This window comes from Hymenobacter ruber (assembly GCF_054783255.1).
This window is the reverse complement of the sequence record NZ_BAAGQX010000002.1, coordinates 479,769-502,072: the sequence shown is the minus strand read 5'-3', so window position 1 is coordinate 502,072 and position 22,304 is coordinate 479,769. Positions and strand designations below refer to the sequence as shown.

General features: G+C 63.9%; 23 protein-coding genes and 1 tRNA gene. 8 read left to right on the top strand and 16 right to left on the bottom strand.

The features are described 5' to 3' along the window. Nucleotides 1-12 precede the first annotated feature (12 nt). From ACYVM5_RS02820 to ACYVM5_RS02755, 14 genes are all read right to left on the bottom strand, one after another. A complete protein-coding gene (locus ACYVM5_RS02820) occupies nt 13-774 on the bottom strand; it encodes an MlaE family ABC transporter permease (protein WP_460616660.1) in 762 nt (253 codons plus the stop codon). Between the two features lie 95 nt (nt 775-869). Then, a complete protein-coding gene (locus ACYVM5_RS02815; RefSeq protein WP_460616659.1) occupies nt 870-1,127 on the bottom strand; it encodes a hypothetical protein in 258 nt (85 codons plus the stop codon). A gap of 61 nt (nt 1,128-1,188) precedes the next feature. Further along, nucleotides 1,189-2,037, bottom strand: coding sequence for a universal stress protein (locus tag ACYVM5_RS02810; protein WP_460616658.1), 849 nt, complete (start codon nt 2,035-2,037; stop codon nt 1,189-1,191). A gap of 189 nt (nt 2,038-2,226) precedes the next feature. Continuing rightward, a complete protein-coding gene (locus ACYVM5_RS02805; protein ID WP_460616657.1) occupies nt 2,227-3,054 on the bottom strand; it encodes a universal stress protein in 828 nt (275 codons plus the stop codon). A gap of 35 nt (nt 3,055-3,089) precedes the next feature. Then, nucleotides 3,090-4,547: a BON domain-containing protein gene (locus ACYVM5_RS02800; protein WP_460616656.1), complete on the bottom strand. Its 1,458-nt coding sequence runs from the start codon at nt 4,545-4,547 to the stop codon at nt 3,090-3,092. Nucleotides 4,548-4,785: 238 nt separating this feature from the next. Then, a complete protein-coding gene (locus ACYVM5_RS02795; protein ID WP_460616655.1) occupies nt 4,786-5,052 on the bottom strand; it encodes a hypothetical protein in 267 nt (88 codons plus the stop codon). Between the two features lie 212 nt (nt 5,053-5,264). Continuing rightward, nucleotides 5,265-5,678: a spore germination protein GerW family protein gene (locus ACYVM5_RS02790; RefSeq protein WP_460616654.1), complete on the bottom strand. Its 414-nt coding sequence runs from the start codon at nt 5,676-5,678 to the stop codon at nt 5,265-5,267. 43 nt (nt 5,679-5,721) lie between these two features. Further along, nucleotides 5,722-6,660, bottom strand: a complete 939-nt coding sequence (locus tag ACYVM5_RS02785) for a universal stress protein (protein ID WP_460616653.1) — start codon at nt 6,658-6,660, stop codon at nt 5,722-5,724. Nucleotides 6,661-6,687: 27 nt separating this feature from the next. Beyond that, the gene (locus ACYVM5_RS02780; protein ID WP_460616652.1) at nt 6,688-7,521 is read right to left on the bottom strand and encodes a universal stress protein; all 834 of its coding nucleotides are present in this window, start codon (nt 7,519-7,521) and stop codon (nt 6,688-6,690) included. A gap of 316 nt (nt 7,522-7,837) precedes the next feature. Continuing rightward, nucleotides 7,838-8,539 carry a hypothetical protein gene (locus ACYVM5_RS02775; RefSeq protein ID WP_460616651.1) on the bottom strand — a complete coding sequence of 234 codons (702 nt, stop codon included), beginning with the start codon at nt 8,537-8,539 and terminating at the stop codon, nt 7,838-7,840. A gap of 20 nt (nt 8,540-8,559) precedes the next feature. Beyond that, nucleotides 8,560-9,522 carry a coproporphyrinogen III oxidase gene (locus ACYVM5_RS02770; RefSeq protein WP_460616650.1) on the bottom strand — a complete coding sequence of 321 codons (963 nt, stop codon included), beginning with the start codon at nt 9,520-9,522 and terminating at the stop codon, nt 8,560-8,562. A gap of 344 nt (nt 9,523-9,866) precedes the next feature. Further along, nucleotides 9,867-9,940: transfer RNA gene (locus ACYVM5_RS02765), tRNA-Arg, on the bottom strand. A 124-nt stretch (nt 9,941-10,064) separates the two neighbouring features. Further along, entirely contained in the window at nt 10,065-10,793 is a 729-nt protein-coding gene (locus tag ACYVM5_RS02760) for a TVP38/TMEM64 family protein (protein WP_460616649.1), read from the bottom strand. 80 nt (nt 10,794-10,873) lie between these two features. Beyond that, nucleotides 10,874-11,830 (bottom strand): DUF2167 domain-containing protein, encoded by a 957-nt coding sequence (locus ACYVM5_RS02755; RefSeq protein ID WP_460616648.1) that lies wholly within the window; start codon nt 11,828-11,830, stop codon nt 10,874-10,876. A gap of 154 nt (nt 11,831-11,984) precedes the next feature. Here ACYVM5_RS02755 and ACYVM5_RS02750 point away from each other — a divergent pair, with 154 nt between their 5' ends. The 7 genes from ACYVM5_RS02750 to ACYVM5_RS02720 all read left to right on the top strand — a co-directional run bounded on the left by ACYVM5_RS02750 (nt 11,985) and on the right by ACYVM5_RS02720 (nt 18,275). Further along, nucleotides 11,985-13,124 carry a trans-sulfuration enzyme family protein gene (locus tag ACYVM5_RS02750; RefSeq protein ID WP_460616647.1) on the top strand — a complete coding sequence of 380 codons (1,140 nt, stop codon included), beginning with the start codon at nt 11,985-11,987 and terminating at the stop codon, nt 13,122-13,124. A gap of 104 nt (nt 13,125-13,228) precedes the next feature. Further along, nucleotides 13,229-13,939, top strand: coding sequence for an SIMPL domain-containing protein (locus ACYVM5_RS02745; protein WP_460616646.1), 711 nt, complete (start codon nt 13,229-13,231; stop codon nt 13,937-13,939). A 22-nt stretch (nt 13,940-13,961) separates the two neighbouring features. Then, complete coding sequence (locus tag ACYVM5_RS02740) at nt 13,962-14,798, top strand: maleylpyruvate isomerase N-terminal domain-containing protein (protein WP_460616645.1); 837 nt, start codon at nt 13,962-13,964, stop codon at nt 14,796-14,798. A 138-nt stretch (nt 14,799-14,936) separates the two neighbouring features. Next, entirely contained in the window at nt 14,937-15,578 is a 642-nt protein-coding gene (locus ACYVM5_RS02735; protein WP_460616644.1) for an SGNH/GDSL hydrolase family protein, read from the top strand. 143 nt (nt 15,579-15,721) lie between these two features. Continuing rightward, nucleotides 15,722-16,552 carry a metallophosphoesterase family protein gene (locus ACYVM5_RS02730; RefSeq protein ID WP_460616643.1) on the top strand — a complete coding sequence of 277 codons (831 nt, stop codon included), beginning with the start codon at nt 15,722-15,724 and terminating at the stop codon, nt 16,550-16,552. Beyond that, nucleotides 16,552-17,196 (top strand): hypothetical protein, encoded by a 645-nt coding sequence (locus ACYVM5_RS02725; protein ID WP_460616642.1) that lies wholly within the window; start codon nt 16,552-16,554, stop codon nt 17,194-17,196. The genes ACYVM5_RS02730 and ACYVM5_RS02725 overlap by 1 nt, the downstream gene beginning before the upstream one ends. Nucleotides 17,197-17,267: 71 nt before the next feature. Beyond that, complete coding sequence (locus ACYVM5_RS02720; RefSeq protein WP_460616641.1) at nt 17,268-18,275, top strand: MBL fold metallo-hydrolase; 1,008 nt, start codon at nt 17,268-17,270, stop codon at nt 18,273-18,275. Between the two features lie 181 nt (nt 18,276-18,456). Here ACYVM5_RS02720 and ACYVM5_RS02715 read toward each other — a convergent pair whose 3' ends face one another. Together ACYVM5_RS02715 and ACYVM5_RS02710 are read right to left on the bottom strand one after the other, a co-directional pair. Continuing rightward, nucleotides 18,457-19,890, bottom strand: a complete 1,434-nt coding sequence (locus ACYVM5_RS02715; RefSeq protein ID WP_460616640.1) for a hypothetical protein — start codon at nt 19,888-19,890, stop codon at nt 18,457-18,459. Between the two features lie 106 nt (nt 19,891-19,996). Then, nucleotides 19,997-21,025: an OmpA family protein gene (locus tag ACYVM5_RS02710; protein WP_460616639.1), complete on the bottom strand. Its 1,029-nt coding sequence runs from the start codon at nt 21,023-21,025 to the stop codon at nt 19,997-19,999. 189 nt (nt 21,026-21,214) lie between these two features. On the opposite strand from ACYVM5_RS02710, the gene ACYVM5_RS02705 reads away from it, so the two are divergent. Next, on the top strand, nt 21,215-22,261 hold the full coding sequence (locus tag ACYVM5_RS02705; protein ID WP_460616638.1) for a class I fructose-bisphosphate aldolase: 1,047 nt from the start codon (nt 21,215-21,217) through the stop codon (nt 22,259-22,261). Nucleotides 22,262-22,304 lie beyond the last annotated feature (43 nt).

Genomic DNA, 22,304 nt, shown 5'->3' with positions numbered 1-22,304 from the left:
CCAGTCCGCCAATCACTTGTCAATGCCCAGGATGGTGCTCATTTGCACCGTCAGCAAATCGAGCACGAAGACGACGAGTGAAGCCACGACCACGGCGGAATTGGCCGCCCGGCCCACGCCTTCGGTGCCCTCCGTGGCGTAGTAGCCTTTGTAGCAGCCCACCAAGCCAATGGCGAAGCCGAAGCAGACGCATTTCACCAAGGACTCTGCCACCGCGGCCAGGGTGAGCTTGTTGATAACATCGTTGGCAAAAAGCGACACGGAGGTGTCGCCGTGCAGCCGCACGCCCAGGTAAGCGCCGCCCAGGCTGATGGCATCGGCCAGGATGGAGAGCACCGGCACCATGAGCGTGGTGGCCACCACCCGCGTCACCACCAAATACTTAAACGGATTGGTGCCCGATACTTCCATGGCGTCAATCTGCTCGGTCACGCGCATTGAGCCCAGCTCGGCTCCGATGTTGGAGCTGACCTTGCCGGCCACCATCAGGCCCGTGATGATGGGCCCCATCTCGCGGATGATGGTGATGCCCACCATGGTCGGAATCCACGACTCGGCCCCGAACTGCACCATGGTGGGCCGCAGCCGCATGGTGATGACCAGGCCCATAATAAACCCCGTGACGCCCACCAGCAGCAGCGACTGGTACCCCACCGCGAAGCACTGCCGCACCATCTCGGCCCACTCGAAACGCGGCCGGAACAGCTCGCGAAAAAACCGCCCGGCAAAGCGGGTCAACAAGCCGGTCTGGTTCAGCAACGAGTCTTCATTCACGGCTAACTGCACGCGGCGTGCCGGCTAGTACACAGGGGAAAGGACGCTCCGGTTTTACGGGCGTGCGCCGGGGTTGTTCGGGCTGAAATGCTGGCTTATAAACCCGTTTGCTCGTTGTTGAGGTCGAACACGTCGCCGCCGGCGTAGCGGGGGTCTTCGGCGGCGTAGGCGGCGTGGAGCTTGGTTTCGGGGCCGCCTTTGGCGATGAGTTCGGCGGCCGCCTCGCGGGCCGGGTCGGCGGGCGTTGGCTTAGCGGTTTCATCGCCGAAAGCGGCGTAGTGGGGGGTGCCGGCGTGGGCGTGGGTGGCTGGCTCGTTGGCGGCGGGCTTGGCGGATTTGCGTTTCGCTTTCATGATAAATATAGAAATAGGGGTGGATAATGCGGGACTAAAGTAACTGGATAGGTGGCCGGGCCTAGTCCGCTTCCTCGGCGGGGAGCAGCAGCAGCGGCTTGTGGCTGCGGCTGATGACCTGGGCCGTGACGCTGCGGTGAAACAACCGCCCCAGGAAGCTGCGTGGCCGGGCAATAAGTACCACCAAATCGGCCTGGGTGTCGAAGCTGGCTTGCAGAATGCCGTCGGCGGCCGACTGATTCGTTATCTGGTACAGCTCAACCGGCGCATTTTCGGGCAGGAGCATGCTGGCTCGCATTTCGGCCCGCACCAGCTGGTTGGAGTATTCGGGCAACTCGTCCTCATCGGCCAGGTGCGCGATGGTGAAGGTGGCCGGGCAGGCGGCCAGCAGCGGGGCCAGGTGCCGGGCCGCCGCATTGGGCGTGAAGGGGTCGGAGTCGAGGGCCAGCAGCACGCGGCGGGGCAAAGCGGGCGGCGGCGCGGCCTCGGGCACCAGCAGCAGGGGCAGGTGCGTGGCGCGCAGCACGGGCAGTATCTGGTTGTGCAGCAGGTGGTCGAGCAGGCCGTGCTCGGGGCTCAGGCCCATCACCAGCAGCAGGGACTGGTGCTGCCGCACGGCCGTGGTCACGGCATCAAACATGGGCCCCGACGCTTCTTCCACCACGGCCAGGCCGGGCAGCTGCCGCGCAATCGACCACAGGCCCTCCAGCCGCTCATTGCGCTCCAGGGCGGCTTCGCGGGTTTCTATTTCGGCCAGCTCCGGCGTCAGCATCACCGGGTAAGTGTTGAGAGCGAGTAGATTGAGCAAGATGATATTGGCGTGCAGGGGCGCGCCGAGCCTGGCGGCGTAGCGGGCAGCCCGCTCGGCGGAGGCCGACACATTGGCGAGTACCAGAATGGAGGGTGCCATGAGAGGAAATCAACAGAAAAAGGTGAGTGAGTAAAAGGGGAGTTGATAACGCGTCATGCTGAGCGGAGTCGAAGCATCTCTACCGCATTAGTAATCAATGCTTCTGCAGCGAAGTGGTAGAGATGCTTCGGCTCCGCTCAGCATAACCGTTTCTTTACCACGCGTCCAACTGCTCAGCTACATTGCCCTTCAGTCCTCCGCCGGCAGCACCAGCACCGGAATCGGGCTTTCCTGAATGAGCTGGGCCGTGACGCTGCGATGAAACAGGCTGCCCATGACGCTGTGGTGCCGGGCCACTACCACCAGCATATCGGCCTCCAATTGGGCGGCTTCGGCCAGTACGCCGCTGGCTACGCGGGCGTGGTAGCGCTCGTGCAGGTGCAGGGGTGTTTCCGCGGGGTCTTCCACGAGGTCGTTTTGGGTGATGGTAGCGAGCAGGGCGCTGGCGGTGGGGCGGGCGTGCTCGTCGTCGGTGATGTGCACCACTTCCAGGGTGGCGTGCAGGGCGCGCAGCAGGCGGTAGATGGTGTGGTGCTGCGGGCCGAGGTTGAACGGGTCGCCATCGGCGGCCAGCAGCAGGCGGCGGGGCGGAAACTTGTCCCAGCCCATGGCCGGCACTACCAGCAGCGGGCAGGCCGCGTGGCGCAGCAGCCCCATCGCCGTGCGGGCCACCAGCCCGCGCGGGGCCCCTTCGAACCCGGGCTGGCCCAGCACCACGGCCAGCAATTCCCGCTCCCCGATTACTTCGTGCACGATGTCGGCAATGGAATAATCGGAGAACGCCACTTCGGTAGGCACGGACTGGGCGGCGGCCAGCTTTTTCAGCTCATGAAACGTTCTTTCCTCGCCGGCCCAGGTGTGGTAGGCCCCAAATTCGTCGGGGGCCAGCAGGCGGTCGTGCTGGGCGTGCAGCAGTAGCAAATGTGCTTTCAAAGGCACGGCCAGTCCCGCCGCGTAGGAAAGCGCCCGGTTGGAAACGGCGAAGAAATCGGTGAGGACAACCAGGCAGGGCGACATAGCAAGCGGGGAAAAGCAACGGTGAAAACCCGGAATTAAGCGTGCACGGGTGTGCGCACCTGCAGTTCATTATTCACGAAGCGGGCCCCCGCCTCATAAGCCTCAAAACCGGCCTGCTCGCGGTCGAACCAGGTGTCGACCGTGCCCGAGAGGATGGCCACGCCGTTTTCCACTTTCACGTGCACGTCCTGGTGGTAGAGGCCGGCCGACCAGTAATGCCGCCGCCGAATGCGCTCGGCCAGGGCGTGGTCGGGGTCGGCGAGGGGGGTGGGGTGCAGGCCGGCGACGGGCCGGCCGTAGGGCCGCAGCCCGGTGGCGCAGGTAGTACCGGTTACTTCCAGTCGGTTGGCTACTTCGGCCACGCCGGTGATGCCGGCGGCCACGTCGGCGGCGTGCTCCTGCTCGAAGTGGTTGCCCACGCGCCCGTCCAGGTACACTTTGCCGTTATACACCAGCACCATGAAGTCGAAATCGCCCACGTAGGGGTCGCGGGCCAGCGCGTCCTTCACGTTTTGCCGGATTACGGCATCGGGCAGGGGGTGGGGCGGGCGCACTTTCAGGCGGTTCTGCACGTCCCACACGCCTACCACGTGGCGGGCGTCCTGCTCGGCATCGAGCTTGGCGCGCAGGTTGCTCACCGTGCCGGTGAGGGTGACGTAGCCGTCGTGCACCGTCACGGCGGGCTCGTAGGACAGCACCCGCGGGTCGTAGCGGAAGGTGTCGCGCACGGCTTTGGCAATCTCCTCGTCGGAGCGGTGGGCAAACTTTTCGCGCCGCAAATCGCCCACCACGGCCCAGTAGGCCACAAACAAGTCATGGGCGTCCACGCGGGCCGCCCCGGCCTGGTATGCCACGTCGATGATGCGCTCCTTCTCGGCCGCCGAGCCCACCGTGCCCGACAGCTCCACCTGCTTATCGGTGGTGTGCACCTCCACCAGGGCGCTGTTTACCCGAATATCCCAGTCCAGCACCTCGCGGATTTCGGTGGAGATTTCCGCGTCGGAATTCATGATTTCGCCGCCGCGTACTTTCAGGTTGTCGGTATCGAGGCGGCGCACGCCCCGCACACCGCGCAACACGCGCAGCACCAGTTGCTTCTCCTGCCAGGTTTGCACCACGCCGCTCACGGTCACGGTGCCGTTGGCCACGGCGCAGCTCACCTTGAAGTCGCTGGTGGCGGGGTCGTGGGCCAGGGCGCGCTCCACGTCGCGGCGCAACTCGGGGTCGGGCAGCTCCGGCGTGCGGATTTCCAGCTCGTCGACCACGCTGCGCACGCCCCGCACGGCCAGGGCAATGTCTCGGGCTCGCTGCTTCGATAAGAGGCTGTCGGTGAAGCCGGTGAGCTCCACCACGCCATGCAGGGTGGTCACGTCGATGAGGTGCGCCGTTACGCCCCGGCTGCTGAGAAACAGCGTTTCCATGGCCGCCGTGATGTCGGCATCCGCTACATTTTCCTGGGTGCCGGTCTGGGTTGGGTGTTCAACGGTTTCCATGAGCTTACGGGAATTTGAGGGGATAAGTGGCCGTGTGGGACCGATGCGGCCGTGCGCGGCAACCTCCTCGCAAATTTCCGCTGCTACGGTGGGCATATCATTGAATACAATCAGCTTACCGCTTGATTTATATCACAGCATTGGGCGCGGCGCGGGAAAGGCCCATCTGCTTCGGGTCGTTTCCACCACCGGCCGCAGCTGCGTTGCCTGAGCCGGCTTGCCGAAGACGTAGCCCGTATCAGGCCGGCCGCAGGGCCGGGCCTGCGCTGCGCCGCTCAAAGGCTTTATACAGCTGCTTTACTAGGAATCTGGCCGCCGCACGGGTCGACTTGTGGGTAGCCCTACGGTTCTTATCCAGTGCCTTGGTGAGCTTCCGACTGAGCTTCCGCAACGCGTTGGCCAGCGGTTTTTCCAGCTTGCGGGCATATTTAGCACCCAGTCCGGTCAGGTGGAGCTGGGTATGTCCGGTCATCTTTTGCGGCTCTCGATGCGCGGCGGTTTTCATTGGAAAATGGGCGTTAGAAATGAGTGGAAATCGGCCATTACGCAACGGCCTACAGGCGGCTTCTTAAAAGTAGGAAAACCATTGGGCGCGCAGTATGATGAGAATCAGGGCCGGGCCTGATTTCAATCTTGGCCGTTGCTTCATCCCTGGCGGCGGTCGTTTTCAAGGCGCGGCCCCGGCAGGAGCCGAGGCCGAATCGTACCCCCTGGCGGCTACCGGGCCGGCAGCAGCTTGGGCACGGCGCGCAGCAGTAGCAACGCCATCAGCCCACTCACGGCCACCAGCGGCACCACCGAGCGCCGGATGGGCCGGAAGCGGCTGCGGCCTTTGCTCAGCTCGATGAAGCCCACGGGCTTGAGGCGCACGCCCCCGCCGCCCCCGGTGCCGCCCTGCGCGTTGGGGCCGGTGCCGCTGCCTCCGCCGAAGCCATACGCCGCCTGCGCCACGGGAATCACCGTCACGCCGTCGCGCTCCACGGGCGTGCCGTAAATGGTTTGGGCATTAACCGACGAGCTCAGGAGCTGCGCCAACCGCTCGGCCACCGAGGCCGTGAGCGCTGGCGCGTGGGGGGCGGCCGAGGTTTCGGCTATCGCCATTGTGGGGGCGGAAGTGGTGATTGATTCCATGCTTTAAGGTGTTTAATAGCAGCTGGATAGTTGATATTGACTGCTAAATGAGGAAGCCATTATCCAACTGCGAGGGCCGTTTGGGTGCACGGCTGCGGGACGTTTGGGAGGGCACCACCAGCACCGGCACCGGGCTCCAGTGCAGCATGCGTTTCGTGATGCTGTGGTGCAGCAGCTGGTCGAGGTAGCGGCGCGGGTGAGCCAGCAGCACCAGCCAGTCGGCCTGCGTGGTGGCAATGGCGTGCAGTAGGCCCTGTTCGGTTTGGGTAGCGTAAAAGCCCTCTACGGTGGGCTCCGGCCCGGGCGTGGGCAGCAGGCCGCTGCTACGCACGTGATGCAGGGCGGCGGCGCACACGTTATCGTCCTGCAAGGGCGAGGCGGCCACCACCGTTACCTGACCGGGCATCAGCTGGCGCAGCAGGAGCTGGGCGGCCCGGGCCCCGGCGTGCAGGGCAAAGGGCTCGTCGTCGGCGGCTACGGCCAGGTGCTGGGGCAGGTCGGGGCCGGCGTACACTTCGGGCACCAGCAGCAGGGGCAGGTGGGCGGCGCGCAACTCGGCCACGATGGCCTCGCTCAACTCGAAATCGGCTTGCTCATCGGCGGGGCGGCCCAGCACAAACAGGGCCGGGGCGTGGCGCTGGGCCACGTCGGCCAGCACGCGGCTCAGCATGCCACTGGCCAGCTCGATGGTGGCCGGCCGGGGCAGCTCATCGGCAAGCTGCTGCAGGTCGTGGCGCAGCTCGCGGCGGTCGGCGGGCGTGGTGTCCACGGGCTCGTTGGGGTACTGCGCGGCCATCGCATCGATGTGTAGCAGCACCAGCGGGGCCGCCAGCGGGCCGGCCAGCTCCGCAGCAAACCGCAGCGCCCGGCGGCTTTCCGGAAAAAAACTGGTCAGCACAATCAGCGTAAGGGCTGGCGCTTTTACTGCATGCGCTTCCGTGGGTTGCGGCTGATGATGGTGGGGCGTTACGGGCGTAAGCATGGGGCAGAACGTTAGGGTGGCGCGGCATCAGGCCACGGTGGGCAGCACCAGCACAGGCACGGGGCTGCGGTGCAGCACCTGCGCCGTTACGCTGCGGTGGAAAACCCCGCCGAAGAAGGTGTGAGGCCGGGCCAGCATTACAATCAGCTGACTATTAAGCTCCGCTGCTGCGTGCAGAATGCCGTCAGTCGGGGTTTCCTCGCGCACTTCGTATAGGCTGTTGTTGGTGAGATGCCCGAATAGCTGCGTGCTCTGCACCGATTTCAGGGCCACGTCGCCGTGCGAAGGGCCGTGCGTTTCGTGGGCCACGTGCCCCACGGCAGTGGTGGGCTGCAAGGCACTCAGGAGCTCCTTCAGGGCCAGGGCCGGGGCGGACAGCGTAAAGGCGCGCCCATCGGCGGCTACCAGCACGCGCTGCGGCAGCTCAGTTTCGGCCCAGCCCTCGGGCACCAGCAGCAAGGGGTAGTGCGCGGCCTGTAGTATGGGCTCCACTTCGTGGGGCAGCAGGCGTTCGAGCCGGCCGGGGTGCGCGGCGCGGCCCATGGCCAGCAGCAGCGGATGGTGGCGGCGCACCGCATTGGCCAGGGCCGCGGCCAGCGGGTCAAACGACAGCTCGGCCTCGGCGGGCACGGGGAGTTGGCGCACCTGCTGCTGCAAGTCGGCCTGCACTTTCTGGCGGCCGGCCAGCTCAGCGGCGGTGGTCAATACCAGTTCTTCGGGGTCGCGCAACGGGTCCAGGCTCTGGTACACGTGCAGCAGCACCAAGCGGCCGTGCAGGCGGGCGACCAGCCGGGCCGCGTAGGCTTGCGCATCGGCGGCGGCGGCCGATAAATCGGTGAGGACAACAAAAGCCGGTTTCATATAACAAGGGCGTTAATTGCAGTGAAAAGCCAGTGGTAGTTACCAAAAGCCCGGGGCCAGCGCGGCGGCAGCCTGGCGCATCGGCGCTGCGGCCATTGCCGGCGGTGGGCAGCCACCGCAGACTGCCCGTCCGTTCCGGATTAGCAGCCGTTGGGGCCGGCGACGTTATCATTTATTTCACCTGCGCCACCAGCCGTGGCATCGCCTATTGCAGGTAGACCAAAGTTCCTGCTGGCCTCTGCTGCTGGGCATGATGCCAATCAGTGCAGGCCCCTGATTATGGTCATGGAACCCCGGGCGCGCCAACCGCTCCGCTTCAGCTGATACAGGGCGCGCGCAGGTCGACGAACACCAGGTACCAGCGCCCGCCCGCGCCCGGCGCCTGGGCAAAATGGAACCGCCAGCCACTGCGCGTGTGAAGCACCGTGCGCCCCACCCGCGCCTGCGCCGCCCGGCCCTGGGCTGCGGTGCCGCCCACCAGCCGGGCGCGGGACCACATATCTAGGGCCTGAAAGTCGGCAGCAGGCCCGGCAAAGCAGCCATCCCGCGCAAAGCCGGAGCGCCCGTGGCCGTACTCGCCGCAGTCAATTTCCGGAAACTGGGCCACCGCCAATAGCGCGGCGCATGCCGAAAGCCGGTGCTCCAGGCGCAACAGCGGCTCGCGGGCAATGGCCTTGCGCAGCGCCGCCCCCGCCGCCACCCGCGTGATAACCACGCCCGTGTCGCCATCCGCCACCACCCACAAGCCTAGTGCGGGGTCGATGAGCGGGTTAAGTTGCGCGGCATCGTGCCGCTGTAAGGCGGTTTGCAGGCGCGTCCAGGCGTCGGCTACTTCCGTGTCGAGGGGTAGGGCCGGCGGGAGGGGGCGGCGAGCCCGGCCACTGGTGTCGGGGGGCAGCGGGGTGGCCACGGGCACCGCCCGGCTGGGCGCGTCGGTTTCTTCGCCAGCCCGGTGAGTTTCGCAGCCGGCCCAGGGCAGGGCGGCCAGCACCCAGGGCAACCAGATTTGCGCGCGCATGGCAGGAGGAAATAAGCGGGTTAAGAAGCAGCCATCGCGCCTTCCGGCGGCTCCGGATTCGGGGCCAGCCAGTCCACGCTCGGGCGCAGCCACTGCTGGCTCTGTGCTTCGGCCGGGTTGGCCTCCCGGCGCAGCTGGCTGGGCCATTCGGCCTGGGGCGGCAGCCCCAACAGGGTGTTTTTGAGCGGAACACCAGTAGCCAGCCCCAGGCGGGTATCGCGGTCGAGCAGGAGGCTGAACTCGGCGTAATGCCCCCAGCGCACCACTTGCCAGCGTTTGTTGAGTGTGTTGTAGGGCCGGTCGGCATTCTGGTGCACCAGCACGTTATACAGCCGGGTGTAGGTGAGGCCCAGCTGCCGGACAAAGGCAAAGAGCTGGGCAAACGAGCCGTCTTTACCCAGCACGAGGCGGTCGAAATACAGGCCGCCAATGCCCAGCGTGGTCTGGCGGTGGGGCAGGTAGAAGTAGGTGTCGGCCGCCGGCTTGAAACGAGCGTAATAGTCGGCATTATGGGCCCGGCACAGGGCCGCCAGCTGGGCATGAAACCACTGCGCCTGCGCCCGGTCCACGTACACCGGCGTCAAATCCAGGCTGCCGCCAAACCAGCCTTCCCCGTTTTCCGCCTCCACATACTGCACGCTCAAATGCAGGATGGGCACCCACGGGTTGCGCGGAAACTGCACCGCGTGCAGCCGGGCCAGGAAGCAGGTGGGGCCGGGCAGGTGCAACTGACGCGCAGTTTCTGCCGCCAGCGCACCCCAAAATACCGAGAAGGCCACCCCGCCTTTCTCAAGCACATCGCCCTGCTGCAGCACCCGGGTGCTGCCGTGCCCGGTGGCGTGCTCCCAGTCGTCGCGCTCAAATTCTACGCCGCTGCCATCCAGCAGGGCCAACTGGCGGCAAAGCTCGTCCTGCAGCTGCTGCATCCAGCGTTCCGTAACTGTCCGCGGCGGGGTACTAAGCAGGGTATCGGGGGCGGCCATGGCTGAAGCGGGAAACGAGAACCAGCAGGCAGGCAGATGGGTGGTAATTGGGCTAACAGGTTGTCAATCGATATCTAACGACCAAAATACTTCGCCGAATTACCACGCGTAGCAACTGAGTGCCATCAGCCCGGCAGACCAAAATTCCGCGTTAACACTTTTCCCTAAAATGACTTGTATCATGGCGCGGCATGATGTAGTTCATGGCCGTGAGATGGTTAGCTCCGAACTGTCGTTGTAATGGAGCTGTAGAGTTCTGCTGGCATGAGCCGAGCCAAGCGGCCTGCTGCCGCCACCATCAGCAATAAAAAAAGGCCCTCAGCGTGTGCTGAGGGCCTTTTTTGTGGTCGTGTAAGGAGTCGAACCTTAAACCTTCTGATTCGTAGTCAGATGCTCTATCCAATTGAGCTACACAACCCTTTTCCCGTGTTGGGAGCACAAAGGTAAGAGGAGAAAAAGCGGCGGTGCAAGCCAGGCGCACTTTTTACCGGAAGAAAAATGCATGGGCAGCAGCAAGTGGCTAATAATCAGCCGGAGATTTTTCAGGAATTTTCAGCGGTGCCTTTGCTCAATGCGCGTTTTAAAGCGCGGTTGAACACGACGTATAAGCCGTAGAGCGACGCTGCTACCAAGCCTATCAACACGAATTGGCTGAGTTTGCCTTGCTCAGGATGACGCAACAACGCAACCATTTCATCCATGTGGCCTGCCACCACGGTGCCCAGCCAGTAGAAGAACAGGCTGCGCGGCAGCATGCCCAGGACCGAAGCCGCCAAAAACCGCTTGCGCGGCACACCCACAATGGCCAGCACAAACGTCATGAGCGCGAAGGGCAGCACCGGCGAGAGGCGCGTGAGCAGGATGAGCTGCCAGCTCTGGTTCTGCAGCTCGCCCAGTACGGCCTCGGCTTTGGGGAAGAGGTGGAGGAAGTGCCGCAGCTTGCCGTGGTCGATGCGTTTGGCCAGCTCGTAGCCGATGGCGGCGGCCAGCGCGTAGGCCAGCACCATGCCCGGCAGCCCGGCCCAGCCAAAGTAGTAGCCCGTCACGATGGCCACGAACGTAGTCGGGGTGAGGGCAAACGCCATCGTAAAAGCAATGACCACGAAATAGAGCACCGCCTGCCCGGCGCTGAGGTGCTGCAGCAAATCCTGCTTTTCATAGAGCAGCGTCAGCAGCGAGGCCGAGCCCAGCAGCGGCACCGCCACCAGTAAAAACATGGTGAGCAGCGTGGAGAAGTTTTTCTGGAAAAGCTCGCGCAGCAGTCGAAACATAAAGAAGGCCGAAACCCCGCCAATTGGCAGCGGGACTTCGGCCTGCAAGTACGGCGGAAAGCCGGGGAGCGGCGAAAAAATTACGCCTCGGGGGTTTCTTCGGTGGGTTCGTCGTCGGGGGCGGGGCCGCCGGCCGGGGCCAGCTCCGCCTTCTTGCCTTTGCCGGTGAAGAAGCGTTTGATGCCCGCCCAAGCCCCGCTCAGCGCCAGCAAACCCAGCTTCCAGAACTTCAGCAGCACGGCAAACAGGCCCACTTTGGCCAGCACCTTGCCCGCAATGAGCCCGCCAATGCCGTAGGCGGCTACTTCGTCGAGGCCTGAATTAAAGTCGGTGTACTGCTGGCCTTTGGCGAAGCTCACGGCATTGAGCAGGCCCGGAATGCTGGCCTTGATGTCGCCCAGCTGCTGCTCGGAGCCCACGGCATTTAGAATAAGGACGCCCTTGCGGCCCAGCACGCGCACATTGTAGTTCAGGGTGTTATCGGGGCTGTCGCCGAATTTCAGGGTTTTGGCCCAGTGCAGGGTGTGGGTGGCCTTGTCGTAGTAAGGCGAGGACGCCCAGCCCACCAGCGCCACGGGCTCATAGCCGGCGGCGGTGCGCTCCTTGTTGGCGTCCACCATGTCTTCGCGCATCTCCTTCAGCAGGTCATCGTAGTTGATGTCGTCGGCATCGTCGTCCTTCACGTGGCCCGAGGGGTCGTATTCGATGACGTAGGCCCAGCTGTTCTCATCCAGCGGGTTCATCTTGCTGGGAAAGAGCATGCCCAGCGACGTGCCGTCGGGGTTATGCCAATAGCGGGTGAGCACCGTGCGGCTCTGGGCCGAGTCGAGGTAGCGGAACCCGTTGGGCACCTCAATCTCACTGATGCCGCCGGGCAGCGTGACGTGGCCCTGCTGGTAGTGCAGGGAGTGGTTGAGCGAGTCGAGGAGAAAGGTGCGGCGGGCGGCCGAGTCGGCGGCCGTGGGCAGGGGTTTTGGGGTGGCCTGGGCTGCCAGGGGCAGCACGAGGGTAGCCAGGGCCAGTAGAAAATGCTTCATGCAGAAGGATTGCAAATACGTGAATGTGAAAAGGGTTGAAAAAATCAGCAAGCAAGATAGGCACGGAATGCGCGGCGGGCGCCCCGGCCGTTTCCGATTATTCGCCGACCTTTGCTGCCGGCCCGCGCGGCCCTTCAACTCTCACAGCCCACCCATGAAATTCGCCACCAAAGCCATTCACGCCGGCGTGCATCCGGACCCCGCCACCGGGGCCATCATGACGCCCATCTACCAGACCTCGACCTACGTGCAAACGTCGCCCGGCAAAAACATGGGCTTCGAGTACTCGCGCACCCACAATCCCACCCGTTCGCAGTTGCAAGCCGCCGTGGCCGCGCTCGATAACGGCAAGCACGGCATCGCCTTCGCCTCGGGCATGGCCGCCATCGACTGCGTGATGAAGCTGCTCAAGCCCGGCGACGAGGTGATTTCGACCAACGACCTCTACGGCGGCAGCTACCGCCTCTTCACCAAAGTGTATGAGCCGTTCGGCATCAAATTCCATTTCGTGCCCATGCACGACATGGAAGCGGTGAAGGCCGTGGTGAGCGAAAAAACCAAGCTCATCTGGGTCGAGACGCCCACCAACCCGCTGCTCAACATCATCGACATTGCCGCTGCCTCCGCCGTGGCTAAAGAAGCCGGCGCACTGCTGGCCGTGGACAACACCTTCAGCACGCCCTACCTGCAAACCCCGATGGATTTGGGCGCGGATATCGTGATGTATTCGCTGACCAAGTACATGGCTGGCCACTCCGATACCGTGATGGGGGCGCTGGTGGTGAACGACGACGAGCTGCACGAGCGCCTGAGCTTCTACCAGAACGCCTGCGGCGGCACGCCCGGCCCCCAGGACTGCTTCTTGGTGCTGCGCGGCCTCAAAACCCTGCACATTCGCATGCAGCGGCACTGCGAAAATGGCCGCGCCGTGGCCGAGTACCTGCGCCAGCACCCCAAAGTGGAAAAAGTGTACTGGCCCGGTTTCGAAAACCACCCCAACCATGCCGTGGCTGCCAAGCAGATGCGCGATTTCGGCGGCATGCTTTCCTTTATTCTGAAAGGCGATAAGCAGGAAGACGCCATTGCCGTGCTGGAGAAGTTCCAGTATTTCACCCTGGCCGAAAGCCTGGGCGGCGTGGAAAGCCTCAGCGGCCACCCTGCCACTATGACACACGCCAGCATCCCGGCCGAGCAGCGCCGCAAATCGGGCCTCAGCGACTCGCTCATCCGCCTGAGCGTGGGCATTGAGGATGCCGAGGACTTGATTGCCGATTTGGCCCAGGCCATTGGGTAACCATACTGGTTTTTGCCAAAAGAGCGTTGGAAACGCCGGGCTGCCTTTGCGGGCGGCCCGGCGTTTTTACATTTAGCCGTCCAACCACTTTTCCTCTTTTCCGCATGCGTCATCTGTTTTTGTTGTTGCTGCTGCCGCTGGCGCAGCCGGTTGTTGCGCAGGTTGCCCCGCCCGTGCCCCCGCATACCATCCTGGTGCGCGGCACCGCCGAGCAGGAGTTGGACCCCGAAAAGCTGGATTTGCTGCTTACCTACCGCTTTTCGGACAATGTGAAGGAGAGCGGCCGCAATCAGGAACAGGAGCAGGCGCTGCAATTGGTGCTGAAGCAGGCCGGCATCGCGCCCGAGAAGCTGGTGCTGGAGGACCTGAATGCCAGTGGCTATGGCGGGTTTTCCAAGGTAAACAATGCCACAGTGGCCCTGATAAAAACCTATCGTCTCACGCTGGAGCGCCCGCAATTGCTCAATACACTGCTGCCGCAGCTGGTGCAGGCCGGAGCCGATAACGTGCGCCTGGTGCATCTGCAAAATGCTCGTCTGGAGGCTGTGCGGGCTGATTTGATGACGCAGGCCGTAACCAACGCCCGCCAAAAAGCGGCCATAGCGGCCAAAGCAGCCGGCCAACAGCTCGGTGCAGTACTGGCAATAGTGGAAGTGGTACCGGGCAGCCCGCGCCCCGAGTGGCTGCAAGGGCGGTACAAACTGATGGAGCTGGGCAGCGTTAGCAGCCAAGGCTCGGCGGTGGAAGACGAGAAGCCGAACCTGCGTAAAATCAATGTCAAGGCGATATACGACGTTGTTTTTGAAATAAAATAGCCTCCTGCCGAGCTGCTCGATTATGTCCCAAGCATTGCCCATCGAAACCCTGCCGCTCTTCCCCGAGCTGGACCACCTGCTGCTGGAACTGCTGCAAAGCCTCACGCCCGCCGACTGGCAGCGCCCCACCCTGGCCCGCCAGTGGACGGTGAAAGACATTGCCGCCCACCTGCTCGATGGCAACTTGCGCACGCTCTCCATGCTGCGCGACGGCTACTTTGGCGAAGCGCCGAATGATTTTTCCTATACCGGTATGGTGGCCTACCTCAACCGGCTGAATGCCGACTGGGTGCGGGCTGCCCGCCGCCTCAGCCCGGCGGTATTGATTGACTGGCTGGCGCAGTCGGGGGCCGAATACACGGCGTACCTGAACACGCTCGACCCGTGGGGGCCCGCGCCGTGGCCGGTGGGCTGGGCCGGCGAAAGTGAGTCGCTGAACTGGTTCCACATTGCCCGCGACTACACCGAGAAGTGGCACCACCAGCAGCAAATCCGCGAGGCCTTGGGCCAGTCCGCGCCGCTGATGGAGCCGGCGCTGTTCCGGCCGTTCATCGAAACAATGATGCGCGGGTTGCCCCACGCCTACCGGGCGGTGGCCGCGCCGGTGGGCACCGTGGTTCGGGTAGTTATCAGCGGGAATGCGGGCGGCGTATGGGAACTGAACCGCGCCGCCGAGGGCTGGCACTTGCAGCCGCCCGGAGCCGCCGCGCCGGCCGCCACCCTCACGCTGGCCCCGGCCGATGCCTGGCAGCTGTTCACCAAGGGCCTGGGCGCGGCCGAGGCCCGGGAGCGGGCTCAGGTGGCCGGCGATGAAAATCTGGTCCTGGCCGCCCTGCGCATGGTGGCCGTGATGGGGTAGGAGGCCAGGCGCCAGCACGGGCCGGCAATCTGCGGGCGGCGGCGCGGCGTAAGTGGGCCGGTCACCTCCCAATTGCTTATGCTGTCGCTGCGCCCGCTGCTGGTTTCTTTTCTCATATTTTGCTGCAGCAGCTGCGCTGTGTCGCCTCCGCCGGCTCCCGGCGTGGCGGCTTCCGGTGTATCATTTCTGGCGCTGGGCGATTCGTACACCATCGGCGAGGGCGAGGCGGAGGCGGCCCGCTGGCCCGTGCAGCTGGCCGCCCTGGCCCGGCAGCAGGGCCTGGCCCTACAGGAGCCCACCATCATTGCCCGCACCGGCTGGACCACCGCCGAGCTGCAGGCTGCCATCGCCGACGCCCATCCAGCCTCCACTTACGGGTTGGTGTCGCTGCTGATTGGGGTGAACAACCAGTACCGCGGCCAGGGTGTGGCCCGGTACCGCCCCGAGTTTCGGGCGCTGCTGCACCAGGCCATCGGCTTTGCGGGCGGGCGGGCCGGGCGGGTGGTGGTGCTCTCGATTCCCGATTGGGGGCAGTCGCCGTTTGGGCAGCAGCAGGGCGGCGATGTGGCCGCAATTGGCCGGGAAATAGACCAGTTCAACGCCGTGGCGCAGGACGAGTGCCGCCAGGCCGGCGTGGCCTACGTCGACATCACGGCCCTGACCCGCGCCGCCGCGCCCGACCGTAGCCAGTTCACCCGCGACGGCCTGCACTACTCCCAGGCCCAGATGCGGCAGTGGGCCGAGCGGGTGCTGCCCGTGGTGCAATTGCAGCTGCAATAAGGGCCGTCCACTGGCTTGGAAGCGCCAGCACTAAAGCATTAAAAGCGGATTAACCCCCAACCCTAACCCTATGGAAGGGGTTTAAGGAGCAATTCTGTTTGGATTCTGTTTTTATTGGCCAGGCTTTAGCCGGTTCTATGTGTATGTTTCCCTTTACTAATTTGCGCCGCTGGGGGCGCGTGCTGCCCGGCCTCGCGCTACTGGGCTTAGCGGGGTGTAACCTGATTGAGTTCAGCCCCAACGACCACCGCGTCCCCGAAGAATTCACCAACCTCACCGAGAAAAACCTGGCCAAGCTGGCCGCCCGCCCGCTGCCCGCCGGCGACACCCTGCGCTTCGTCTTCACCGGCGACTCGCAGCAGTTCTACGACGAGGCCGAAGCGCTGGTGGCCAGCGTGAACCAGCAGCCTGGCATCCAGTTCCTGGTGGTGGCCGGCGACATTTCCGACTTCGGCCTGGCCCGCGAGATGCAGTGGGTGGACGAGAAGCTGCGCCGCCTCACGGTGCCCTACGTCACAGTCATCGGCAACCACGATTTGGTGGGCAACGGCCGCCCCACGTACCAGCACATTTTTGGGGCTTTCAACTACTCGTTCGTGTACGGTAACACCAAGTTTATCATGCTGGATACCAACGGCCGCGAGTATAATTTCGACGGTACGGCCCCCGATTTGGGTTGGCTGCGACCCCAGCTTAGCAACCACGACGGAGCCCGGCGGCAGGTGGTGATTTCGCACGTACCGCCTACCAACGACGACTTCGACCCCGCCCTGCGCCAGCCCTACGTGCAGGCCCTGCGCGAAGCCTCAAACCTCGTATTCGAGATGAACGGCCACAACCATTCCTCTAGCATCACACAGCCCTACAACGACGGTGTGACTTACGTCAATTCCGACGCTTTTTCGGAGCGCCACTACATGGTCGTCACCGTGTGGGGCGACAAGCAGTTTCGCATCAAACGGGTCGCCTTCTAATGAAAAAGCTGTTCCTTCCCGCCCTGTTGCTGACTGGCCTGTGCGCCACCGCCAGCACCCCGCCCGATACCGCCGGCACGGCTCCGGCCAAACCTGTGCCCGCCGCCCGCCGCGCCGAGCGGCCCTGGTACCGCCCCACTCACTTGGCCCTGCAAACCGGCGGCGGCCTGGGCATGGTGGCCGCCGGAGCCGGCTACGAATTCTCGAAAACCCATCTCGAAACCGATATTCTCATCGGCTACGTGCCCAAGCATTATGCCGGCTCTACGCTCAGCCTGGCTTCGCTGAAGTTCATGTACTCGCCGTTTCATCTGCCGGTGGGCGAGAAGTTCCAGGTGGTGCCGCTTACGGTGGGCGCGTATTTCAGCTACACCCACGGCACGATTAATGACGAGCTGAAGGGCCAGTATGCCAGCGACTACTACTGGTTTTCGACCGATACCCGCTACGGCCCGTTGCTGGGCAGCCGGGTCACATTTCTGGCCCCGCCCGTGGCGGCCACCGGGCAGCCACGCAAAGTGTCGGTGTATTATGAGCTGGGCAGCAATGATTTGTACCTGGCCAGCTACCTCAACAACCGCAACGGCGGCCTGGGCTTCGGCCAACTGCTGACGTTGGCGCTGGGCGTGAAAGCTGATTTTTAACCCGGTCTATCAAAACGAGCTTTCCGGGCACTGCATCAAATATTGCGCTGCCGGCTGCGTCTACGCCCTCGATGAAACCAGTAGCCCCCGCCCGCCTGCAAGCCGTTCGCCACGGCAAAATCTATCAAAACGCCGTGCCTACCAGCGTCAGCCCGCCCTCCGGCTACGGCGCGCTGATGAAGCGCTGGCTGTTTGAAAAAGCCGAGCGGGAGCCCAAAAAGCCGCTCGGTCCTTTCCCGGCCGATGCCGCCGCCCTGGCCGCCCCCGTACCGGCCGATGCGCTGCGGGCCACATGGCTGGGCCACAGCAGCATGCTGCTCGAAATCGACGGCCGCCGCTTCCTCACCGACCCGGTGTGGAGCGAGCGGGTGTCGCCCTCGCAACTGATGGGGCCGAAGCGGTTTTTCGCGCCGCCGCTGCCCCTGGATAAGCTGCCGAAGCTGGAGGCCGTCATCCTCTCGCACGACCATTACGACCACCTCGATTCGGCTGCCATTCGGGTGCTTGGGCGCACGGGCGTGCCGTTTTTCTGCCCGCTGGGTGTGGGCGCGCACCTGCGCCGCTGGGGCGTGCCCGCCGCCAACATCACCGAACTGAGCTGGTGGGAAACCGCCCAATTGAACGATGATTTCACGCTGGCGGCCACGCCGGCCCGCCATTTCTCGGGCCGGGGCCTCACCCGCAACGATACCCTCTGGGCCTCGTGGTGCCTGCTGGGTCCCACGCACAAGGTATTTTTCGGCGGCGACTCCGGTCCCTTCGAGGAAGGCTTCCGGCAGATAGGGGAGGCCTACGGGCCGTTCGATTTAACGATGCTGGAAATCGGCGCTTCCGACCCCGAGTGGGCCGACATTCACATGGGCCCCGACCACGCCCTCACGGCCCACCGGCTGCTGGGCGGCGGCCCGCTGCTGCCGCTGCACTGGGGCACGTTCAACCTGGCTTTTCATGCCTGGCAGCAGCCCGTGCAGCGCCTGCTCGAAGCGGCCGGCCCCGAGGTGCCGCTGCTGCTGCCCGCTCCCGGCCAGCGCGTGGATGTGGCCGCCGGTCCCTTCAACTCGCGCTGGTGGGAGCGATAGCCTAAGTGACGATGCTAAGAAGCAGGGCTGTTTTCCCTCCGGCCCCAGCCCGTTTGGGGCCGGTGGCATGTTCTGCTTCGGCCGTATGAACGTGCCGCTGTTGTTGTAGCCTCAGTCTGAATTTGCTGAAAAAGGCTGCCCCAAACATGGGGCGGCCTTTTTTGTAGAAGCAGAGTTGTTACTACCGGCCATTGTAAGACAGGCGGGCTATCTGAGTGCCACCCAGGTTGCGGGCGAGGTAGAGGCCCGCAGCCACGCTGGCAGTGGGTCGCCACACCACGCTGCCGTCCGTAGCGGTGGTGATTTGCGCTACTGCCCGGCCCATTTCATCAGTAATAAGCACGGTTTGGCGGCCCTGCCCCGTGAGTTGAAACCGCACTTCATCCTGAAACGGCACCGGGAAGGGCGGTTGCGCCAACGCTTGCCGGGCGTGGGTGGCCAATACCTGCTGCGTAACCAGCACAGGCACCGTCACTACGCCGAAACCAGGGGCCGGGCACGCATTATCGTTAGCCGTTATGGGCAGCACATAATGGCCCGGTGGCAGCGTGGCCGGTACTTGCCAGGTAAGCTGTCCCTGGCCATTGCCTAGGTCCTGAAACGTAGTGCCGGGCACGATGCCAGGCGCGTTACTGCCCAGCGTTACCGTTTGCCCGGCGTCGGGGTCGGCGGCCGTGAGCGTGAGCACCAGGGTTTGGCCCGGATTGACGCGAATGGTTTGGCCCAGCAGCTGGCCGGTGGGGTTGCTGGCCAGAGTCACGCGGGTAAACGCCGGCACCTGATTCGTGCCAATTGACACCAGATACGTCATGTCGCGCGTGATGCTGCCGATTTGCTGCCAGGCCCCGCCTACCCGCCGGTACTCGTCGACCCGCGCCGCCAGGGCATAACGTCCCTGCTGCGTAGGGCCCGCCACCGTCAGAAGCTCGCCCGTGGTGGCATTGAGTTGAAAGTGGGGGGCAATGGTTCCCACCGTAGGTTGGCCACAGGGGGCAATTGTCGTTGGGTTGGCCAAGGGTTGCACCAACTGGTAGGCCAGCGAATCGCCTTCGCTGTCGAAGGCGCTCAGGCTGTAGTGCTGCGGCTGCGTGCTGGTGAGGTGCAGCAGTTGGGAAGTGGTGAAGCGGGGCGAAAAATTGGTCAGCCCCGTGGTGTTATCCAGCAGCGCCTGCACATAGGTGCTCATCTGTATCGACTGGGCCACGTTGGCCACCCCGTCTGACCGGTTCGAGCAATTGATGCTTAGCGTCCAGCGGGCGGGTGCCAGCTGAACCAGGCCTTCTAAAGTGGTGATTTGGAAGGGGAATTCGGAGTTGGCGCAGGCCCGGGGTGCTACCACAACCCCCGTGCGCACCAGTGAAGTAGTGAAACTGCCGGGCAACGTTGCCGCGCATCCGTTCTTGCCACAGGTCAGCTCCATTTGTACGTCCTCCACCGGCGAATTCAGGTCTTGAAAAAGCCGGGCCGTGACGTGGTATTGGTTGGGATTGGCGGCGGTGCCCACGTATTCGTAGGTCAGCTCTGCGCCCAGAACGTGGGAAGCATGCGCAGCCGAGAAGCTGCCCAGCAAACAAGCGATAATGGCGAGACTGCGGGAAAGGAAGGAGGGACACATGCTCAAATTGGAAAAGGGTAGTTACCAAACAAGGCCTCCGGCGTTTCCGGAGACCTTGCGAAGGTATGCTAAACCAGTTGAAAATGTGTCCGTTGAAAGCAAAAATCTATTTGCCTCCTGCCGCCGGGGTGGCCGGTGTGCTTGAGTTACTGTCCAGAATCTGAAACAGGTCGTTGAGCTTGGGCGTGAGAATAATTTCGGTGCGGCGATTCATGGCCTTATTGGCCGGCGAGTCGTTGGCCGCCACGGGCACGTACTGGCTGCGGCCCGACGCCGTAACGCGCTCCGGCGAAACGCCTGCCGTAGTGAGCAAACGCGCAATTTCGGTGGCGCGCAGGGCGCTCAGGTCCCAGTTATCGGTCATGCCCGCCGTGCCGCGCAGGATGGGCACGTTGTCGGTGTGGCCTTCTACCACCACGTTCACGTCTTTCTGCTCCTGGAGCACGGTGGCCAGCTTTTTCAGCGCCTCCTGGCCCTTGGGGTCCACTTTCGTCGAGCCCGATTTAAACAGCAATTGCTCCGAGAGCGACACGTACACCTTGCCGTCCTTCAGCTTCACCTGCAAGTCGCTGCTATTGAAGCTGAGCAGGGCCTTGCTCACGCGAGCTTTCAGGTCGTCCACGGCTTTGTCTTTGTCGGCCAGGGCTTTGGTGAGCTCGGCGAGGCGCACTTCGCGGGCCTGCAGGTCGGCGGCGAGGCGGTCGTTGTTGGCCTTGCTTTTCTGGAGGGTGGTTTCCAGGTCGCCCAGCTCGGCTTCGCGGCGGGCCAGGTCTTTGGCGACTTTGTTGTAGTCAGAGGACTTGTTGGCCAGCTCCCGGTCGCTGTTCTTGAGGAGCTTGTCGTAGCTGCTGTTCAGCTCGTTGTAGAGGCTGCGGGTTTTGCGGTAGGCCGCGCCGGTTTCGGCCGAGTCGGTCACGAGGCGCTTTTGGGTGAGGCGCAGCTGGGCCAGTTCGTCGGAGGCTTTTTGCAGCTCGGCGGTAGCGCCGCGGTACTGGCGCTCGGCGGCGGCTTTGCCCTCAGCATCGGCTTTTTGGCGGGCGCTGAGGTCGTCGTATTTCTTGGCCGTCACGCAGCTGTTCAGCACCGGGGCGGCCAGCAGGCAAAGGCCCAACAGGGCAGGGGAGAGGGATTTCACGGAGAAGAGTGGGGTGAAGTACCGCGCCTTTCACGGCCGGACTGTCCGGCTGCGTTGGCAAGGCAAGGTAGCGCTTAACCCGCGCTCAATCCTTCGGAAACCGCTTCTGGCCTGCATTTTCGGTTTATATTTGCTTGCTTCCCACTTGGGTACGTGCCCGCCCGGCGCGGCCTGCATCCGCGCTTGCTCATGGCTGACTCCATCTCCTTAAGCCCCGAAAACGAAGCCCTGCTTTCCCACCAATGCGTGGTGAAAAAGGACTTGCTGCACGCGCCCGGCTCCGATTTTCTGGACCGCTGCTTTGTGCCCGGCAGCCGCTCGCTGCAGGTGCTGCGCAGCCTCGGGGCCATTTACGGGCACGGCCGACTGGGCGGCACCGGCTACGTCAGCATCCTGCCCGTCGACCAGGGCATCGAGCACACCGCCGGCTCCGCCTTCGGGCCCAATCCGATGTATTTCGACCCCGAAAACATCCTGCGCCTGGCCGTGGAAGGCGGCTGCAACGCCGTGGCCACCACCTTTGGCACCTTCGGCACGGTGGCCCGGAAGTATGCCCACAAAATTCCGTTCCTGGTCAAAATCAACCACAACGAACTGCTGACTTATCCCAATAAGTTCGACCAGATTATGTTCGGCTCGGTGCGGCAGGCCTGGGACCTGGGCGCTACCGCCGTAGGGGCCACCGTGTATTTTGGCTCGGCCGAAAGCAACCGCCAGATTACCGAAGTAGCTGCCGCCTTCGAGGAAGCGCACGCGCTGGGCCTGGCCACCGTGCTGTGGTGCTACACGCGCAACAATGCCTTCAAGACGGCCGATAAAGACTTCCACGTCGCCGCCGACCTCACCGGCCAGGCCAACCACCTGGGCGTGACCATGGGCGCCGACATCATCAAGCAGAAGCTGCCCGAAAACAACGGCGGCTTCTCCGCCCTGAAATTCGGCAAAACCTTTCCGGCCATGTACGACACGCTCAGCACCGACCATCCCATCGACCTGACGCGCTACCAGGTGCTGAATTGCTACGCCGGCCGCATCGGCCTCATCAACTCGGGCGGCGAAAGCCACGGCGCCACCGACCGCGAGGAAGCCATTCGCACCGCCATCATCAACAAGCGCGCCGGCGGACAGGGGCTCATATCGGGCCGCAAAGCCTTCCAGCGGCCTTTTGCGGAGGGCGTGGCGTTACTTAACGCCATTCAGGACGTATATCTCGACGGCCGCATCACCCTGGCGTAGCCCGGGTCCGATGCTCGGCGTACGCGTCGGCCGCTTTCTTTGC